Annotated in this window: 17 protein-coding genes; 7 read left to right on the top strand and 10 right to left on the bottom strand. The window is 71.5% G+C overall.

What is annotated here, in order from left to right; all coding sequences use genetic code 11:
- Positions 1–101: 101 nt before the first annotated feature.
- Together MTF65_RS17955 and MTF65_RS17950 are read right to left on the bottom strand one after the other, a co-directional pair.
- Positions 102–2,336, bottom strand: coding sequence for an acetate--CoA ligase family protein (locus MTF65_RS17955; protein ID WP_243629719.1), 2,235 nt, complete (start codon positions 2,334–2,336; stop codon positions 102–104).
- A gap of 208 nt (positions 2,337–2,544) precedes the next feature.
- Positions 2,545–3,858 (bottom strand): NAD(P)/FAD-dependent oxidoreductase, encoded by a 1,314-nt coding sequence (locus MTF65_RS17950; protein ID WP_243629718.1) that lies wholly within the window; start codon positions 3,856–3,858, stop codon positions 2,545–2,547.
- A 215-nt stretch (positions 3,859–4,073) separates the two neighbouring features.
- Between MTF65_RS17950 and MTF65_RS17945 the strand changes: the two genes are divergently transcribed.
- Both MTF65_RS17945 and MTF65_RS17940 read left to right on the top strand, forming a co-directional pair.
- Entirely contained in the window at positions 4,074–4,526 is a 453-nt protein-coding gene (locus MTF65_RS17945; RefSeq protein WP_243629748.1) for a DoxX family membrane protein, read from the top strand.
- A 101-nt stretch (positions 4,527–4,627) separates the two neighbouring features.
- A complete protein-coding gene (locus MTF65_RS17940) occupies positions 4,628–5,044 on the top strand; it encodes a Zn-ribbon domain-containing OB-fold protein (RefSeq protein ID WP_243629717.1) in 417 nt (138 codons plus the stop codon).
- Positions 5,045–5,065: 21 nt separating this feature from the next.
- Here the strand turns inward: MTF65_RS17940 and MTF65_RS17935 are convergent, their stop codons facing one another.
- Positions 5,066–5,743 (bottom strand): pyridoxal 5'-phosphate synthase, encoded by a 678-nt coding sequence (locus MTF65_RS17935; RefSeq protein ID WP_243629716.1) that lies wholly within the window; start codon positions 5,741–5,743, stop codon positions 5,066–5,068.
- 24 nt (positions 5,744–5,767) lie between these two features.
- On the opposite strand from MTF65_RS17935, the gene MTF65_RS17930 reads away from it, so the two are divergent.
- The gene (locus MTF65_RS17930) at positions 5,768–6,268 is read left to right on the top strand and encodes a hypothetical protein (protein ID WP_243629715.1); all 501 of its coding nucleotides are present in this window, start codon (positions 5,768–5,770) and stop codon (positions 6,266–6,268) included.
- 68 nt (positions 6,269–6,336) lie between these two features.
- Here MTF65_RS17930 and MTF65_RS17925 read toward each other — a convergent pair whose 3' ends face one another.
- Genes MTF65_RS17925 through MTF65_RS30295 form a run of 4 tightly spaced genes read right to left on the bottom strand, consistent with a single transcriptional unit; the run spans position 6,337 to position 9,388 of the window.
- Positions 6,337–7,182: a hypothetical protein gene (locus MTF65_RS17925; RefSeq protein WP_243629714.1), complete on the bottom strand. Its 846-nt coding sequence runs from the start codon at positions 7,180–7,182 to the stop codon at positions 6,337–6,339.
- Positions 7,163–7,993, bottom strand: a complete 831-nt coding sequence (locus tag MTF65_RS17920) for an aldo/keto reductase (protein WP_308407185.1) — start codon at positions 7,991–7,993, stop codon at positions 7,163–7,165. The genes MTF65_RS17925 and MTF65_RS17920 overlap by 20 nt, the downstream gene beginning before the upstream one ends.
- 59 nt (positions 7,994–8,052) lie before the next feature.
- A complete protein-coding gene (locus tag MTF65_RS17915) occupies positions 8,053–9,237 on the bottom strand; it encodes a JmjC domain-containing protein (protein ID WP_243629712.1) in 1,185 nt (394 codons plus the stop codon).
- 19 nt (positions 9,238–9,256) lie between these two features.
- The gene (locus MTF65_RS30295; protein WP_278186254.1) at positions 9,257–9,388 is read right to left on the bottom strand and encodes a hypothetical protein; all 132 of its coding nucleotides are present in this window, start codon (positions 9,386–9,388) and stop codon (positions 9,257–9,259) included.
- Between the two features lie 349 nt (positions 9,389–9,737).
- Here MTF65_RS30295 and MTF65_RS17910 point away from each other — a divergent pair, with 349 nt between their 5' ends.
- Positions 9,738–11,096 carry a helix-turn-helix transcriptional regulator gene (locus MTF65_RS17910; RefSeq protein ID WP_243629711.1) on the top strand — a complete coding sequence of 453 codons (1,359 nt, stop codon included), beginning with the start codon at positions 9,738–9,740 and terminating at the stop codon, positions 11,094–11,096.
- Here MTF65_RS17910 and MTF65_RS17905 read toward each other — a convergent pair.
- Both MTF65_RS17905 and MTF65_RS17900 read right to left on the bottom strand, forming a co-directional pair.
- Positions 11,066–11,599: an NUDIX hydrolase gene (locus tag MTF65_RS17905; protein WP_243629710.1), complete on the bottom strand. Its 534-nt coding sequence runs from the start codon at positions 11,597–11,599 to the stop codon at positions 11,066–11,068. The two genes, MTF65_RS17910 and MTF65_RS17905, sit on opposite strands and share 31 nt — an antisense overlap.
- 568 nt (positions 11,600–12,167) lie before the next feature.
- The gene (locus tag MTF65_RS17900) at positions 12,168–13,367 is read right to left on the bottom strand and encodes a thiolase C-terminal domain-containing protein (protein WP_243629709.1); all 1,200 of its coding nucleotides are present in this window, start codon (positions 13,365–13,367) and stop codon (positions 12,168–12,170) included.
- A gap of 162 nt (positions 13,368–13,529) precedes the next feature.
- Between MTF65_RS17900 and MTF65_RS17895 the strand changes: the two genes are divergently transcribed.
- Positions 13,530–14,756 (top strand): acyl-CoA dehydrogenase family protein, encoded by a 1,227-nt coding sequence (locus MTF65_RS17895; protein ID WP_243629708.1) that lies wholly within the window; start codon positions 13,530–13,532, stop codon positions 14,754–14,756.
- The gene (locus tag MTF65_RS17890; protein WP_243629707.1) at positions 14,756–15,229 is read left to right on the top strand and encodes a nitroreductase family deazaflavin-dependent oxidoreductase; all 474 of its coding nucleotides are present in this window, start codon (positions 14,756–14,758) and stop codon (positions 15,227–15,229) included. Before MTF65_RS17895 ends, MTF65_RS17890 begins: the two co-directional genes overlap by 1 nt.
- 98 nt (positions 15,230–15,327) lie before the next feature.
- On the opposite strand, the gene MTF65_RS17885 is transcribed toward MTF65_RS17890, so the two are convergent.
- A complete protein-coding gene (locus tag MTF65_RS17885) occupies positions 15,328–15,975 on the bottom strand; it encodes a TetR family transcriptional regulator (protein WP_243629706.1) in 648 nt (215 codons plus the stop codon).
- A 292-nt stretch (positions 15,976–16,267) separates the two neighbouring features.
- On the opposite strand from MTF65_RS17885, the gene MTF65_RS17880 reads away from it, so the two are divergent.
- Positions 16,268–17,095 carry a VOC family protein gene (locus MTF65_RS17880; protein WP_243629705.1) on the top strand — a complete coding sequence of 276 codons (828 nt, stop codon included), beginning with the start codon at positions 16,268–16,270 and terminating at the stop codon, positions 17,093–17,095.
- Positions 17,096–17,105 lie beyond the last annotated feature (10 nt).

The following is a 17,105-nucleotide window of genomic DNA, read 5'->3' as shown; positions in this document are numbered from 1 at the left end:
AGCCCCGCCGGCGTTTGAGGCGCTGGGGGCACCTCCCAGCGGTAGCTGGGGGAGGGTCCGGGGGCTGGCCCCCGGCAGCGGCGCCGCACCCGGCCGGAGCGTCAGCGGCAGATGGCTAGGGCGTCCAGGGCCACCGCCCCCTGGCCGCGGGGGAGGACCATCAGGGGGTTGATGTCCAGCTCCGCGAGGGAGTCGCCCAGTTCCAGGGCCATCCGCTGGACCCGGAGGATGACCTCGACCAGGGCGTCCACGTCGGCCGGCGGCGCACCCCGGACCCCCTCCAGGAGGGCCTGGCCGCGGAGTTCGGTGAGCATCCGGCGGGCCTGGTCCTCGCCGAAGGGCGGCACGCGGACGGCGGCGTCGTGCAGGACCTCCACCAGGACCCCGCCCAGGCCGACGGTGACGGTGGGGCCGAAGAGGTCGTCCTGGGTGACGCCGACGACCATCTCCACCCCGCGCTCGATCATCTGGCAGACCAGGATTCCGTCCAGCGGAACGTTCTCGTAGCGGGCTATGTCGGTGAGCTCCCGGTACGCGTCGCGGATCTGGCTCGCCGAGGTCAGGGCGACCTTGACCAGGCCGAGCTCGGTCTTGTGGGCGAGCTGCGGACCCGACGCCTTCATGACGACCGGGTAGCCGACGAGGCCGGCGGCGCGGACCGCCGCCGCCGCGCTCGTCACGAGCTGCTCGCGGGGGACCCGTATGCCGTAGGCGCGCAGCAGTTGCTTCGCCGCGTGCTCGCTGAGCTGCTGGCCCGGGCGCATGAGGGCCTGCGCCTTGCGGTACGAGGGAGAGGGCGTGCGGGGGGCCTCGTCGAACGGGGAGCGGTAGTCGGCGGTGAAGCGGTGGTGGCCGAGGTAGGCCCGTACGGCGGTGATGCAGTTGCCGAAGGTACGGAAGGTGGCCACTCGGGAGGAGCCGAGGAGGGTGGTTCGGTAGGCCTCCTCCGTGCCGACCGGGGAACCCCAGATCACGCAGACGAGTTTGTCGGTCGCTTCGGCGGCGTCGACGAGGTCCTGGGCGAGTTTGTCGCTCATCGGCGGGAAGGGGCCGGTGATGGGGCAGATCAGGACGCCGACGGACGGGTCGGCGAGGAGCGCGTCGATGATCTTGCGGCCGCGCCAGTCGCCCACCGGGTGGCCGCCGTTGTCGACGGGGTTGGCGACGTTCAGGTACTCCGGTATCCACTGGTGGAGCTCGTCCTGCTTGGCCTGCGAGAGGGCGGGGAGGGTGAGCCCGGCCTCGGAGGCGAGGTCGGAGAAGTGGGCTCCGGTGCCGCCGGAGATGGAGTAGACGACGACCCCCTCGGCCGAGGGTTTGCGGGCCCGGGCGAGGAGGGCTGCGGTGTCCTGGAGCTCGTCCAGCCCGTCGACGCGGATGACGCCGAACTGCCGCATGGCGGCGTCGACGACGGTGTCGGCCCCGGTCAGCTTCCCGGTGTGGGAGGCGGCCATGCGCGCGCCGGTCTCGGTGCGGCCGACCTTGACGGCGACGACGGGGACGCCGTTGCGGGCGGCCCGGTCCGCGGCGAGGAGGAAGGCGCGGCCGTCCTTGAGGCCCTCCACGTAGCAGGCGATGGCCCCGACCTCGGGCCGCTCGGCGAAGTAGGAGATGAAGTCGGAGGTTTCGAGGTCGGCTTCATTGCCTGTGGGGGCCCAGTGGGAGAGCCGGATGCCGAGTTCCTGGAGGGTGTAGACGGGCCGCCCCTGGTGGCCGGACTGGGTGATCAGCGCGATGGCCGGGCCGCCGAGGTCGTCGCGGAACCTCTCGAAGGCGTTGAGGTTGGTGTTCGGCCCGAGCAGGCGCAGGCCGGAGCGCCGGACGGCGGCGGAGAGGCGGGCCTGGGCGGCCGCGCCCGCGTCGCCGGTCTCGGCGAAGCCGGAGGCGAAGGCGACGGCGAACTTCACCTTGGCCTCGGCCAGCTCCTCGATGACGGGGAGCGGGTCGGCGACGAGGACGACGGCGAGGTCCACCTGTTCGGGCAGGTCGGCCACCGAGGCGTGGCACGGCCGGCCGAAGACGGCGGGGCGGGTGGGGTGCACGGGGTGGATCCGGGCACCGACGCGTTCCGCCCAGGCGATGAGCTGCCGGGTGATGCCGGTGTTCGGTCTGCCGTCGGCGTCGGAGGCGCCGATGACGGCCACGGACTCGGGCCGGAAGAACCGGTCCAGGTCGGGCACGTCGGAGCGCAGGGGCCGCCCGCTGACGTCGAGCGCGGCGTCGTCCTCGGCGGACGGCGCCGCGGTGGAGTGGACCGCCGTCCGGGGGGTTTCCCCGCAGGCCTCGACACGTGCGCGGAAGTCGGTGGTGAGGGTGCCGTGAGTAGATCCAAGCATCGTTCCGCCCGCTCCTGCTCGAAGATCTCCGTGGAACTCCTTAACTGACGCGTAGTCAGATTACTGAACTGACGCGCCGTCAGGAACAGGGCTGCGCGGGAAAGCTGGTGGAGGTGATGTGTGGAGGTGATGTGTGGAACGGTCGCAGACGCCTCCAGGGCGGGTCCAGGGCCGATTCGGCCGAGGTTGAGGGGCTGGGGGGCGCCGCTTAGGCGAGCGGGGCGACCGGGGGGAGTCCCGTGCCGGACCGGGGGGTGCGGCGGCGGCGGGCCCTGCCGCCGCCGGCGAGGTGGCGGGCCAGTGCACTGGAGATCTTCTCGGCGTCCAGCGCCATCTCCCGGAACATCCCGCTGATGGGGTTCGTGAACCCGGTGAAGTACAGGCCGGGGGCCTGCGCCGGAGTGCGGGCGCCGTGTACGAGGGGCCGCCCGCGCCCGTCGAGTACGTCGAGGTGGCCGACCAGGCCCTCCAGGGCGCGCCGGTAACCGGTGGCCGCGATCACCGCGTCCGGGGTGATCCGGGAGCCGTCGGCGAGCACCACCTCGTCGCCGTCGAACGACACGACGGCCGCCACCGGCTCGACCCCGCCGGTGCGGACGGCATCGATCAGGCCGACGTCCTGCACCGGTATCGCGCCCTCCTCGACCCTGCTGTACAGGCCGGTCTCCGGGCGCGGGAGGCCGTACGCCGCCAGGTCCGGGACGGAGGCCTTGGCGACGAGCGCGCCCAGCCGGTCCACCAGGCGTACGGGCAGCCGTCGTACCAGGATCCCGGTGCGCTGGGCGGGCCAGCCGGCGGTGGAGCGGCGCACGATGTGCGGGGCGGTGCGCACGGCGAGGCGGACCCGCGCGGCCCCGCCCCCGGCCAGGTCGACGGCTATCTCCGCGCCGGTGTTGCCGACGCCGACGACGAGGACGTCCCGGCCCTCGTACGGCTTGGGGTCGCGGTAGCCGGCGGCGTGCGTGAGCGTCCCGGTGTACGTGTCCCGGCCCGGCCAGTCGGGGAGCCTCGGGGTGTGGTTGAAGCCGGTGGCCACGACCACGGCCCGGGCGGCCAGCACCCGGCCGCCGCTGGCGTGCAGGGTCCAGCCGGGGGCGGCGCCCGACTGGGGGGCTCGGCCCGCCTGCGTGGCGCCGTCCCCGCGCGGGGTGTCGCCTTCTCGGGGGGCGTCGCCCTCGTGCCGTGCGTCGCCTTCCTGGGGGGCGCGCTCGATCCGGGTCACCTCGACGCCGGTGACGATCTCCAGCTCGTGGAACTCGGCGTACTTCTCCAGGTACCGCACCACGTCGTCCCGCGAGACCCACCGCCCGAACCGGCGCGGTATGGCCAGGCCGGGGAGGGCGGAGAGCCGCCGGGTGGTGTGGAGGTGGAGCCGGTCGTAGTGGCCCCGCCAGGAGGTGCCGACCGCGTCGGACTTCTCGACGACCACCGCGCGTACTCCGCGAGCACGCAGCGCGGCGGCGACGGCGAGGCCGCCGGGCCCCGCGCCGATCACGTAGACGGGGCGGGGCTGGGTGGTCATGTCGGGTGCTGTGGGGACTCCGGGCATGAGGTGTGATCGTATCGCCACGCTGGGTTGATGGGTCTCGGACAAGGAGGGAATCGGTTGCGGATCGATCACGGGCGGTGGCCGGGGGCCTTGCGGGATCTCCCCCGATCCGCTGAACTGCTGATCTGACGTATCGTCAGATCGGGAGGGGGGGAGGGTCGATGCAGACCATGCAAACCATGCAGAACATGCAGACCGTCTGGCTCAGCGGGGCCGAATGGATCGCCGTGCTCCGGATAGGCCTCGGCCTGTGGTGGCTGGAGAGCTGGCGGCACAAGGACAAGAAGGGCTGGTTCGAACGCGGCACGGGCATCGCGTGGGCGGCCGACGTCGCGGGCAAGCACCGCTGGCCGTTCGTGAAGGGCGGCTTCGAGAAGGTCGTCCAGCCGCGGCCGCGACTGATGGCGTACGTCGTCGTCTACGCGGAACTCGCGCTCGGGCTGGGCCTGGTGCTCGGCTTCCTGACGCCGATCGCGCTGGTGGGCGGGCTGTTGCTGAACCTGCTGTACCTGGTGCTGATGATCCACGACTGGGCCGAGCAGGGGCAGAACGCGATGATGGCGCTCATCTCGCTCGTCGCCCTCCTGGCCATGGGGTGGCAGACCTGGTCGCTCGACGCGGCGATGGGGCTGTTCCTGTGAGCGGGGCGAGTGGGGCGGGCCGGGTGATTGGGGCCAGTGGCGCGGGTGGGCCGGCCCGTGCCAGTGGCTCCGGTGGTGCCGGTGGGCCGGGTGGCGGGGCCGTGCGGTACGACCTGCCGGAGGCGGACGCGTTCACCCGTCCCTACTGGGACGCGGCGGCGGAGGGACGGCTGCTGCTGCGCCGCTGCGGGGACTGCGCGCGTACGCACCACTACCCGAGGGAGTTCTGCCCGTTCTGCTGGGCGGGTGAGGACCGGGTCGCATGGGAGCTGGCGAGCGGCCGCGCGACGCTGTACACCTGGTCGGTGATCCACCGGAACGACCTCCCGCCGTTCGGGACGCGGGTCCCGTACGTGGCGGCGGTGGTCGACCTGGCGGAGGGCCCGCGGATGATGACGGAGGTCGTGGAGTGCGAACACTCCGACCTGCGGATCGGAATGCCGCTGGAGGTCACCTTCCGCGAGGCGGCGGAGGGCGTGGCGGTGGCGGTCTTCCGGCCGGCGGCGGCGCTGCCGTAGCCAGCGGTAGGGCATGGGCCGTTACGGCCAGAGCAGCTCGCGCGTCCAGGCGCCGGCGGGCGTACGGAGGTAGCGGAGGCGGGTGTGCCGCCGCATCGGGTCACCCTGGAAGAACTCGACCTCGGTGGCGTCCAGGACGTACCGCGTCCACGTCGGCGCCGGCGCGTCCGGCTCCGCCCCGGCCCGCTCCCACGCGGCGGCCGAGGCCTCCGCGAGCTCCTCCGCCGAGCCCAGCACCTCGCTCTGGCGGCCTGTGAGCGCGGCGGCGAGCGCGCCCCGCGACCGTACGGCCAGATCGGCCCGGCTCTCCTCCGGCCCGCATGCCGTGACCCGGCCGCGGACGCGGATCTGGCGCGCCACGGTGGGCCAGTAGAAGCCCAGCGCGGCGTCCGGGTGGCCGGCCAGCTGGCGCCCCTTCGCACTGGTGGCGTGGGTGGCGAAGTGCCAGCCGCGGGCGTCGGCGTCGTGCAGCATCAGGGTGCGTACGTCGGGCCGCCCGTCGGCGTCCACCGTCGCGAGGCTCATCGTGTGCGGCTCCAACTGACCTGCCTTCGCGGCGTGGACGAACCACGCGCGAAACAGGGGAAGCGGCTCGGCCGGCGCCGCCTCGGCGTCGAAGACGGGAAGCGGGGTGTCCCACACCCGCAGGGAGTGCAGGGTGGCGTGGAAGGCGTCGCTGCCGCTGATGTCGCTGGTCATGCCCCCAGGCTAGGGTGCGGCCCCATGAACAGGTACGGAGCCGGGGCGTGCGGGCTGCTCGCCCTCGCGGGGGCGTCGATATCGTTGGCGGTCGTCGCCCCGCTCTACGACCACCCCGGCGGCCCGGCCCTCATGGCCGAGCTGAACCACCCCGTGCCGCTCGCCGCCTTGGCGGCCCTCGCCCTCGCGGCCCCGGTGTACCACGTCGGCTCCGACCCCTTCCCGGACCGGGAGTTCGACGTTGCCGCCCCGGACGGATCCGCGCGCCGCCTGGTGGTGGAACAGACCTCCCCGTTCCATGACCCGGTCTGGCGGATCTACGTGGACGCGGGCCACTTCCCGACGGCCCGCCGCTGGCCGGTGGCGGAATTCCCGCACGCCCCGGGCCTCGACTACGCAAAGGGCGTCCTGGAAGCCACCTGGTCCCCCGACGCCTCCCACATCACCCTGATCGACCTCGACCACGGCCACCACGCCCTCCGCATCGCCACGAACGGACGCCCACTGGACGCGTTGGGCTGGTAGGGGCGGTGTCGTGGGGCGGGGTCTGTGCGGGACGGCATCAGGGAAGAGGGTATGGGAGAGGTACAGGGTTAGACAGGTGCCGAGACCGGCGGGCGGACAGCGGTCAGTTCCTCCGCGCGCTGGCGCAGTAGCGGAGCCAGCTGCGCGTACCAGCCGCGACCGACTGCCTGGAGCATCTCGGCGAGGGCGATCTGCTCGCCGATCCGGCCGGCGGGGGTGTCGAGAACGTGGGCGAACTCGGCGCGGATGCGGTCGGCAACGGCGGGGACCCGGAGGCTGTTGACGTAGAGCATGGCCGGGTCGTAGCCGACGGGGACGGCTCCCCAGCGTTCCCAGTCGAGGATGACGAGGGGGTGGTGGGTGAGGTTGGCCCACTGGAGATCGGCGTGGCCGGTGACGCGTTCGGTGATGGCCGGCGCGGGGATGCCGAGGAACTCGGGGAACACTCGGTCCGCCCATGACTGTCGGATGGTCTCGCGGGGCGGTTCGGCGGTGCTGAGGGCGTCCAGGCTCTCCCGCAGGGTCTCCCACCAGGAGTCAGGCAGGCCCGGGTCCTCGGTGAGGTCAGGGGTTTCCGGGGAGATGACGGGCTGGGCGATGTAGTCGATCAGTTCAGCTTCGAAGACGTACTCCCCGCCCTCCCAGCGGATTAGGTCGTGGAGGTGGGGGCGGGACACCCTGCCCGACACCCGTTCTTCAGCGAGCGCGATGCCCTCGTTCCGGGTGGCAGGGGTCTTGGCGGCCTCACCGCAGTGGACACGGAGCCAGTGGCCTCCGTCGGTGCGGCTGCCGATGGTGCGGCCCAGCCATCCCCAGGCAGGTGTTCCGGTCGTCGCGGTGGACAGCCTGGCAGCGGCGTGCGCCATGGCGTCCTCCATACGGGCCCTGGTGGTCTCATCCTTGGGCGAGTACATCGGTGACCTTCCTGAGCTGGCCCGGTTCGAGGGGGGCGGCGATGGAGTCCTTGGCGGCGTTCCAGTGCTCTGCACTACTGGCGGACAGCAGTACCACGTCCAGGCTCGGGCAGGAGGCCGCAGCGAGGAGGCAGGCCGAGGCCGGCGAGGCCCCAGGCCGGATGAACTCGGCGAGTTCGGGCGTGGTGAGAGCCGGGAGTTCGCCGCCGTGCAGGGGCGAGGAGCCGAAGGTGATCAGGCCCGCAGCTCGGGCTTGGACCAGGGGCCCCCGTCCATCGAGGGCGAGAGCGACCGGCCGGGACATGACGAGGCTGACGGGTTGCTGGATCGCGCGCAGGTGGTGTTCACCCGATCCGGCGGCTTCCTTCGCCAGGCCCAGGAGTTCGGGGACGGTGAAGGCCCCGTGCTGGATTCCCGACCACGTGGCCACGCCGTATCCGCCGATCCTGCCTGCGGCGGCGAACTCCTCCAGGACGGCGAACACCGTACGCAGCCGCTCGTGCAGCTCCGCGCGGTCGAGGAGGGAGTGCTCGGGGTTGTGGACGAATACGAGGTCGGCTCGGCCGAGCGCGGCAAGGGAGCGGTCCGTCTGCCAGCGCGTAAAGGCAGAACGGAGGCTGTGGCCGGCGGCTAACTGCTGCGGGGTAAGCAGTCCGGCCTGTACTGCTGCCTCTCCGTCAGCCTTGGTGAAGAACCCCGTCTTCGTCGCGACCATGGCGCGCGGGTGGTCGGCGATGACGGGGCCGAGCAGCCGGTGGGCGTCCGCGTAGTTGGGGGCGGTGTCGATCCACACCAGTCCATCGGCGCACACGGTGCGTGCCGCCTGCCCAACGGCGCGCACCCGATACGTCCCGAGTCCGAGGGAAGCGGTCACTGGGAGCCCCCGACGACGGCGACGGCTTGACCCGTGATCAGGATGGTGACGACCTCGGCCACCTGCTCGATGGTGAGGCCGGAATCGGCAGCCAGGGCTGCAAGGGAGGTCGGCTTCCCGTCGGCCAGGAGGCGGAGCAGCGGGGCGACGGGGAGGGCGAAGGTCCATTCGTTCCCGGTGCCGGAGAACGTCACCGTATCGTCGTCCTGGTCGATGCGGGCCCGGGGAGCGGTGAGCTGGACGGTGATCCCAGGCTCCGACGGGATGCCGGCGAGGTGCGGTAGGGACAGGCGCGGACGCCCGGGGTGGGTGGTGTCCAGCGACCTCTCCCAGCGATCGAGGGCCGCCGGGTCGTCCAAGGCGGCCAGTACCTCCTTCCGTACGGCGTCCAGGTAGTCGGCCCGCTCCGCGGGTGTGCCGAAGCGGGGGACGTCGGCGCGGACGTTCGTGCTGGCCCGGAGGTCGTCACACAGCCAGCCGAGGAACTCGGCGCCGGTCTGCGTAGCGAGCCCGAACGTGAGGTGAAGCGAGGCGCTGCCCTGGTCGGCGCTCACGGCGTGCCACCAGCCGCGCGGCAGATAGAGCAGGTCACCGGCCGTCAGGACGATGTCCGCGATCGGCTCGCCCGTCGGGGCCACGGGGGCTTCGACGTCGCGCCAGGAGGGGGCCTGGCGGGTGGGGCAATAGATCTTCCACCGCTTTGAGCCTTCGAGCTGGAGCACCACCACGTCATGGTCGTCCCAGTGGGTACCGAACCCTTCCTCGGCGGTCCACGAGGCGTACGCGTTGACCTGCACGGGGGTGCGGAAGAACCGTTCGAGGCCGGCCGCGGCTTCCCGGACGGGCGGGTGGATCTGGTCGATCGCGTCGATGACGAGGGACGCGCCCTCGGCGAGCCGGGCGTGGAACTCGGCAGGTTGGGGCTGGTACCAGGACACCCCGCGACGGTTTGTGCGGAGTATGGAGTAGGCCGTGGCGGGAACGGCTTCACCAGCGCGGGAGAGTCGCATACGAGGCGGTTCGAGCCGGTGCGCGGCCACGATCTCGTTGAGATCGTCCCAGGTCAGCGGCGCGGGGAAGGTGTTGCCGTTGGAGCGGATCACTTGGTGGGCACGGAAGCACGTCTGGGCGAGGAACGTGTCCCCACCCAGACGCTGCGCCCACGATGCGGAATCAATCACCGTGGGTCTCCTCGGTCGATCAGGTGTCGTTCATGTCCGACTTGCCGCCGGTGTTGTCCGAGGCTTCTTCGGCACGCGAGCGGGCCGCGGTGATGCGTCGGACACCGATCAGCAGACCGCTGTTCTGCTCGGTGGGAGCGTTCTCGTTCATCACGTACTCCTTCCTGACCTTGATGTGTCCCACCGGGATTCCGGCGGGGGACCTTGCGGGTGGTGCATCCGCCCCGGCCGTGCTCAGGAAGTGCGAGGCGGAGATCTGTGGGGTCAGCGGCCGGGCTACGCCGCCCCCGGCTTGACGGCCACCGGGTGAAGGGCGCGGGCTGAGTCAGGAGTGCCACCGTGTGTATCCAAGGGGGTCGTCCTGTGTCACTTCGCCATGCGCAGAAGCTTCGCCAGCGAGGGCAGTGGCCAGAAAGGTCCAGCGGATTACCCAACTTGGGTAACATCACGTTCGGTTGAGACCTTGAAGCGATCCGTAGTCTCCGTCCGGAGCGTGCCCGATGCCCGAGTCACGTCGCACGAAGGAACTCCCGCCCAACCTGCTGACCGATCCTCAGATGATCGACGCCTGCCGGGTCCGCGACTTCACGCGGGTGTTCCGGCTGGTTAGGACGAGGGCAGGCATCTATCCGTCGATGATCGCCCGGCAGTGCGAGCTGACCCCGAGCCGCGTAGGCGAAGTCATCGCGGGCCGGCGTCAGCTACTTCACATGGACGTGATCGAGCGGATCGCGGACGGCCTGCGCATCCCTGGCCACATGCTTGGACTTGCCCGACGGGCGTGGGAGGCGCCGCCCGCCTTGATCGTGGCCCAGCGGGAACCGCCCGAGGTCGTCAGCGACACCGCAGGGCCGAAGCCGCTCAGTGCGCTACCGGGCGTGGAAGTGGACAGCATCCTGGCTCTGGCCGCCGGAACGAATCCGAGCCCGTCCACGCTTCACGCCTTACGCTCCTCGATCGAGGACTATTGGCGCCGAGACGACGAGCACGGGGGCGAGACCCTGAGACCGGCCGTAGTCGGCCAGCTGCGATACGTCGAGGGGCTGCTGAAGGACCAGCGGCCGACGCCGATACAGAACGGCCTGTACGGCATCGCGGCGGAACTGGCGCGGCTGACCGGGTGGACGTACTTCGATGCTCGCCAGTACCACCAGGCCCGCGCGTACTTCTCGGAAGCGCTGCAACTGGCCAGGGAGATCGACGACCACCCCTTCATGGCCAATGTGCTGGCCTGCATGAGCCTGCAAGCGACCTACCAGGACAAGCCGGCAGATGCCCTTGCGTTCGTGTCGGCCGCCCAGGACCAGGCCCGTGCCGCCAGAGGGACGACGCCGAGGGTGCGGGCAATGCTGGCCATGCGAGAAGCCTTCGCCCACGCGACCCTGGGGGACCAAAAGGCTACGCATACCGCGATCTCCGAGGCCCACAGCCAGTTCGAGCGCATACACGAGGGCGACCCGGACCCGGCATGGGTGACGTACTTCGATGAGCCGAAGCTCATCGTGGACACAGGCATCGCGCACGGCCGTCTCGGAGAAGCTGCGATCGCCGAACCGCTGATCGCGGATGCGCTGAAGCGGGAGGACCCAGCGAACCAGCGGGGCCGGGCGTTCCATGCCTTCTGGCTGGCCCGTACGCAGCTCCAGCGGGGCAAACTCGACCAGGCATGCCTCACGGCCATAGAGGCTCTGGTGCCCGCCGCAGCGGTGACGTCCGAGCGGGTGACCGGGCACCTTCGCGAGTTCTACGAGCAGCTTGCGCCGTATCGCGAAGTGCCGGCCGCGGTCGCCTTCGAGGCACGTCTACGAGCGATGCTTCCCCCGCCGGGTCAGCGAACCCCTTCGTCCATCAGGACGTAGAGGAGGCCGACCAGGGAACCGCTGCTGACGATCTCGCGGCGGTCGATCATGCCCCGGATGTTCGCCAGCGGGATCCACTCGACGCGATCCGACTCGTTCTTCTCGGTCGGGGGCCCGTCGTACGTGGCGCCGTCGGCGCGGAAGAGGTGGTGCTGGGAGTCCGTGATGCCGTTCGCCGGTTCGGCGTAGATCAGCGGCTTCATCGGGCCGGGACGCCAGCCGGTCTCTTCGAGGACTTCACGAGCGGCAGCTTCGCCGGGGGTCTCGTCCGCCTCGACCAGGCCCATGGGCAGTTCCCACGCCCACGCGTCCGTGATGAAGCGGTGTCGCCACATCATCAGGACCTCTTGGCGGTCGTTGATCACGGCGGCCACGGCCAGGTGGCGGAGCTTGACGACGTGGTGTTCCCAGCGGTGCCCGTCCGGCGTCTCGACATCGGTGAGCCACAGGTTCACCCACTTGTTCTCGTAGATCGGACGTTCCCCGTGGATCTTCCACTGCATCGCTGCGGCCCCTCTCGATCGACCTCCAGCATCGCAGAGCTAGCCTGAATTGTGGCTGGGTTCAGGTCAATTCATGTCAGTGTGACGAATATGGCGGCGCTTCAGAGAACGTGTAGGTCATCCACGGGTAGACATGACGCGTTTCCAGCACCGGGCGGGCCGCAGACGCTATGCCAGCAGGAGCATGTAGCGATCTGACGCGCCTTACCGATTCCTCAGGTGTTCTGGTCGCTGTTCGGGGCGGGTTCCGGGGGCTTTTCGCCCGAAGGGCGGGGATACCGGGCAGCCGGGCGCCCGCCCAGGAGGTTGGCCCCCGCTCAGTGGGAACCCTTCCCCCTGACCGTTCCTTCGGGGGTTTCCCGGCAGTCTTTGTCTTTCCGGGGCGGGCCGGTCGGTCAAGGGTGGCCGAAGGCCATCGCGAAGCGACGCGAACGCAGTGAGCGCCCTTGAGGGACCGGACCGAACCGGAAGGACAGTGAGACTGACGGGAAGCCCCCAGCACTGTCCGATCCCGCCCCACCAGCACCCCGCACCCGAAACTCCGCCCCACCCGTCAAAGCCCCGCCCCTCACCCCCGCCCCAGGATCAGCGTGCCTGAGGAGCAGAACCAGCCGCCTGTGCCGGAGGCGAGGGCGACCTCTGGGAGGGCGCCGTCGGGGTTGGTGACCTGGCCCGGGCCCGCTTCGCCGCGGAGTTGGCGGACCGCCTCGACCAGGAGGAACAGGCCGCGCATGCCGGGGTGGCAGGCCGACAGGCCGCCGCCGTCCGTGTTGACCGGGAGTTCGCCGCCGCGCAGGAGGCGGCCCTTCTCGACGAAGGCGCCGCCCTCGCCCTTGGCGCAGAAGCCGAGGTCCTCCAGGGTGACGAGGGTCATGTAGGTGAAGGCGTCGTAGATCTCGGCGATGTCCACGTCCGCCGGGGTGAGCCCGGCGCGGGCGAAGGCCAGCCGCCCCGAGACGGCCGCCGGGGACACCGTGAAGTCCTCCCACTCCGACATGGTGGTGTGGGAGACCGAGGTGCCCGAGCCCAGGATCCACACCGGGGTCTTGGCGGTGTCCGGTACGTAGTCCTCCGCCGCCAGCAGTACCGCGCAGCCGCCGTCCGAGCGGATGCAGCAGTGGAGCTTCGTGAAGGGGTCCGCGATCATCTCGCCCGACAGGACGTCGTCCACCGTGATGGGGTCGCGGAACATCGCGTCCGGGTTGGTGGCGGCGTTCGCCCGGGCCTGGACGGCCACAGAGGCGAGCTGCTCCAGGGTCGTCCCGTACTCGTGCATGTGGCGGCGGGCGGCCATCGCGTACTTGGAGATCAGCGTGTGGCCGTAGGGCACTTCGAACTGGAGGGGTCCGCGCGCGCCGAAGGAGAGGTTCGAGGTGCGGCGTCGCGCCTTGATGTCGGCGCGGGCGGTGGAGCCGTAGACGAGGAGCACGGCGTTCGCGTGGCCGGCCGCGATCGCGTCGGCGGCGTGGGCGGCCATGACCTCCCAGGTCGAGCCGCCGACCGAGGTGGAGTCCACCCACGTGGGGCGCAGGCCCAGGTACTCGGCCACCTCGACGGGTGCGAGTGTGCCGAGCCCGGCCGAGGCGAAGCCGTCGATGACGGAGCGGTCCAGGCCGGAGTCGGCCAGGGCGCGGCGGGCGGCCTGTGCGTGCAGGGCGTACGGGGTGGGGCCGTCCACCCGGCCGCAGTCCGAGAGGGCGACGCCGACGACCGCCACTGCGCGGCGCGGTGTGGGGGTGTGGGTGGTGGGGCCGTGGAGTCCAGGCATGGGGCGACGGTACAACTGACGTAGCGTCAGATGCTAGAGCGTGCATCCCGGTGTGCGGCGCCTCGTGCGTATCCCCGCGCACATCCCTGCGCGCACCCCCTGTGCATCTGACCTCGCCCGCTCTAACATGACGGCCCGTCAGATACGGGGAGGAGCCCGACGATGGATGCCGCCTTCACCGCGGAGCAGGACGAGATGCGCCGCACCCTGCGCGAGATCCTGGGCAAACGCTGCGGACCGGACGAGGTCAAGGCCGCCGTCCGGACGGCCGAGGGGTACGACCGGGAGCTGTGGCAGCAGCTCTCCGGCCGGCTCGGCCTGCCGGGGCTCGCTGTCGCCGAGGAGTACGGCGGCGTCGGCTGCGCCCCCGCCGACCTGGCCCTGGCCTGCGAGGAGACCGGGCGGGCGCTGCTGCCCTCGCCGCTGCTGGCCACCGCCGCGCTCGCCATCCCGCTGATCACCGCGCTCGGGACCGCCGCCCAGCGGTCCGCCCTCCTGCCGCCGCTCGCCGCCGGCGGGCTCACCGCCGCGCTCGCCGTCCCCGGCCCGGCGCTGGCCACCGCCCTCGCGCTGACCGGCGGCAACACCCCGGGCGAATGGGCCGGGGGCGGCCGCGCCGGCGGGGTCCAGGCCCGGGCGCAGGAGGGCGGCTGGCGGCTCTACGGGGAGGCCGCGCAGGTGCTCGACGGGCACAGCGCGGGCCTGCTGCTCGTCGCCGCGCACACCGGGGGCTTCGCCCGCAGCCGGATCCTGCTGTTCCTCGTACGGGAGGACGCGCCCGGCCTGGTACGGACCCGGCAGTCCACCCTCGACGAGACCCGGCCGCAGGGGCGGGTCCAACTGCGCGACGTGCCCGCCGAGTTGCTGGGGGACAGCGAGGGCGACGTACCGGAGGCGCTCGCCGCCACCGGGCGCACCGCCGCCGCCGTGCTCGCCTCCGAGGCGGTCGGCGCGGCCGGTCAGGCGCTCGCCCGGACGGTGGAGTACGTATGCCGGCGCGAGCAGTTCGGCCGGGCCGTCGGGTCCTTCCAGGCCGTCAAGCACCGGCTCGCCGACCTCTACGTACAGGTGCAGGCGGCCCGCTCGGCGGCCTGTTACGCCGCCTGGGACCCGCACCAGGGCGGCCTCGCCCTCGCCCAGGCCCTGGAGGCGCTCCGGATGACCGCCGGCGAGGCGATCCAGCTGCACGGCGGCATCGGCTTCACCTGGGAGCACGACGCGCACCTCTACTTCAAGCGGGCGGCGGCCGACGAGCTGCTGTTCGGGCCCGTCCACCGGCTGCGCGCGCACGCGGCGGAGAAGGCCGGCCTGTTCGACCGGCAACCGCAAACGCAGCCGACCCAGGAGCGACCGCAGCCGCATCTTTCCCAGGAGAGGGTGGCCGTCTGATGGCTCCCGGCGTGAAGCTCATGCAGAAGGTCTCCTCGACGATGCTGTTCGCCAAGATCGCCCCGCACTTCATCCCCGCCCTGGACAAGGCGGTGCACAAGCTGACCCGCGGCAAGGTCATGCTCAGCGCCCAGATGCTCCCGGGCGTGATCCTCACCGCCAAAGGCGCCAGGACCGGCGAGCCGCGCACCACACCGCTCGCCTGCATGCCGGAGGACGGCGGCAGGAGCTGGCTGCTGATCGGCTCCAACTTCGGCCGCCCCGGACACCCGGCGTGGACCGGAAACCTGCTCAAGCACCCGGACGCGGACGTGAGTTGGAAGGGCCGGGACATCGCCGTACGAGCCCGCCTGCTGGAAGGGGAGGAGCGCGCGGCGGCGTGGCGGGCGGTGTTGGGGTTCTGGCCGCCGTACGCGACGTACCAGGCGCGCATCGAGCGCGAGATCCGGCTGTTCCGCCTGGAGCGTCGCTGATCGCGGCGTAGCGGCGTCGCGGCGGTCGTCATGGCAGCGGACCCCTTTGAGCGGCGGCGAACCCCTGGGCGGCGGCGGACCCCGGGCGGGGTCCGCCGCTACCGGGTGGGCTTCTTGCCGGTGATGCCCAGGTGCACGAGGAGCGCCAGGTTCGGCTTGAGCTCGGCCTGTTTCACGCCCCAGGTCTGGAATCCCTTCTGGTGCGAGGCGACCGCGGCCAGCATCGCGACGAGGGACCCCGCCATGGCCGCCGGGCTGAGGTCCTTGTCGACCTTGCCCTTGGCCTGGAGCTCCTTCATCGACTCCGTGAGGGAGTTGGTGACGGAGTTCAGGATCTTCATGCGGATCTTGTAGAACCGCTTGTCGCCCTCGGCCGCGCCGAGGTCGACGACGCGGAGGATCGCGTCGTTGGCGCGCCAGAAGTCCAGGAAGCCCTCGACGAGTTCCTCGGCCGCCGCCCAGCCGGCCTTGCCGACCCAGTTCCGGCCCTCGACGAGCGCCGTCAACTGCGCGCCCTCGGCGGCCATTTCCTCGGCGATTTCCAGGACGGCGCCTTCGACGTCCGGGAAGTACTGGTAGAAGGTCGCGGGGGAGGTGCCGGCCTTGCGCGCGACGTCGATCACCTTGACGTCGCGGTATGGCGAGGAGCTGAGCATCTCGCTGAGGCAGTCGAGCAGTTTCTGCCGCGTCGCCTGGCCGCGCCGGCCGGCGACACGCCCGTCGACGGTGCGTACTTGTCCTGTCATGCCGTCAGCTTACCGAGGGGTGATCCGGGCGCGATTCGGCCGCCTGCAAATGGGGTTACCCGGCCGCCGGCCTGGGAGGAACGGGGCCCCGCGGCCACCGCAGGGGCGATTTCCGGCCCACCGAGACCCTGCCCCCGCCACGGCGGCCTTGCCGGCCACATCCAGCCTCGCCCGCACGGCGCCCCCCTCCGGTACGTATCGTGGCGTATCCCCCGAATAGTCTTATCAACAGGCTGTGGACAAGTTTTCGGGCACATCCTGTTTCAGGGGCACAACGGAAGGAACCGGGCTCATGGCCGCATTCGCGGAAGGCTCACCGTGCTGGGTCGACGCCTCCCTCCCGGACGTAGAGGCGGGCAAGCGCTTCTACGGTGAGCTCTTCGGCTGGACCTTCGGCGCCAGCGCCGGACCCGAGTACGGCCACTACACGCAGGCCTACAGCCGCGGCCGCAACGTCGCCGCCCTCGCCCCCAAGCCCGACGGCCGGATGCCCACCGTGTGGGGGGTCTACCTGTACACGACGGACGCCTACGCCTGCGCCGCCCGCATCCGCGCCGCAGGCGGCCAGATGGTGATGGACCCGCAGCCCGTCGGCTCGTACGGCACGGCCGCGCTGGCCGCCGACCCCGGCGGCGCCGTCTTCGGCCTGTGGCAGCCCGGCACCCACCACGGCTTCGAGGCCCAGCAGGAGCCCTACACGTACTGCTGGGCTGAGGTCTACACCCGGGCCCGCGACGCCGTGGACGTGTTCTACGCCAAGGTCTTCGGCTACGTCCCCGAGGACCAGGACGACCCCGAGACGGGCATCGAGTACCGCGTCTGGTCCCCGCCCGGCAGCCGGCCCGGCTCGGACACGGCCGTCCTGGGCCGGACCTTGATCACCGACGCCTTCCCGGAGATCATGCCGGCGCACTTCCTCACGTACTTCGCCGTCCCGGACTGCGACCGGACGGCCGCCACGGCGCAGCGGCTCGGCGGCCGGGTCACCGCCGATCCCTTCGATACGCCGTACGGGAGGATCGCCGTCCTCGCCGACAATCAGGGGGCCGTCTTCGGGATCCTCTCGGAGCCGCGTGCGAAAGCACACCCTGAGCAGGGACCGGAGCAGGCGCGGGCCTGACAGAATCGGG

The organism is Streptomyces sp. APSN-46.1, from assembly GCF_022815725.1.
GTDB lineage: Bacteria > Actinomycetota > Actinomycetes > Streptomycetales > Streptomycetaceae > Streptomyces.
This window is presented reverse-complemented; position numbering and strand designations above follow the sequence as displayed.

Excerpts from the sequence above, each read along its gene's own strand:
- MTF65_RS17955 (WP_243629719.1), bottom strand. The coding sequence starts at position 2,336 with ATGCTTGGATCTACTCACGGCACCCTCACCACCGACTTCCGCGCACGT.
- MTF65_RS17950 (WP_243629718.1), bottom strand. The coding sequence starts at position 3,858 with ATGACCACCCAGCCCCGCCCCGTCTACGTGATCGGCGCGGGGCCCGGC.
- MTF65_RS17945 (WP_243629748.1), top strand. The coding sequence starts at position 4,074 with ATGCAGACCGTCTGGCTCAGCGGGGCCGAATGGATCGCCGTGCTCCGG.
- MTF65_RS17935 (WP_243629716.1), bottom strand. The coding sequence starts at position 5,743 with ATGACCAGCGACATCAGCGGCAGCGACGCCTTCCACGCCACCCTGCAC.
- MTF65_RS17930 (WP_243629715.1), top strand. The coding sequence starts at position 5,768 with ATGAACAGGTACGGAGCCGGGGCGTGCGGGCTGCTCGCCCTCGCGGGG.
- MTF65_RS17925 (WP_243629714.1), bottom strand. The coding sequence starts at position 7,182 with ATGTACTCGCCCAAGGATGAGACCACCAGGGCCCGTATGGAGGACGCC.
- MTF65_RS30295 (WP_278186254.1), bottom strand. The coding sequence starts at position 9,388 with ATGAACGAGAACGCTCCCACCGAGCAGAACAGCGGTCTGCTGATCGGT.
- MTF65_RS17910 (WP_243629711.1), top strand. The coding sequence starts at position 9,738 with ATGCCCGAGTCACGTCGCACGAAGGAACTCCCGCCCAACCTGCTGACC.
- MTF65_RS17905 (WP_243629710.1), bottom strand. The coding sequence starts at position 11,599 with ATGCAGTGGAAGATCCACGGGGAACGTCCGATCTACGAGAACAAGTGG.
- MTF65_RS17900 (WP_243629709.1), bottom strand. The coding sequence starts at position 13,367 with ATGCCTGGACTCCACGGCCCCACCACCCACACCCCCACACCGCGCCGC.
- MTF65_RS17895 (WP_243629708.1), top strand. The coding sequence starts at position 13,530 with ATGGATGCCGCCTTCACCGCGGAGCAGGACGAGATGCGCCGCACCCTG.
- MTF65_RS17890 (WP_243629707.1), top strand. The coding sequence starts at position 14,756 with ATGGCTCCCGGCGTGAAGCTCATGCAGAAGGTCTCCTCGACGATGCTG.
- MTF65_RS17885 (WP_243629706.1), bottom strand. The coding sequence starts at position 15,975 with ATGACAGGACAAGTACGCACCGTCGACGGGCGTGTCGCCGGCCGGCGC.
- MTF65_RS17880 (WP_243629705.1), top strand. The coding sequence starts at position 16,268 with ATGGCCGCATTCGCGGAAGGCTCACCGTGCTGGGTCGACGCCTCCCTC.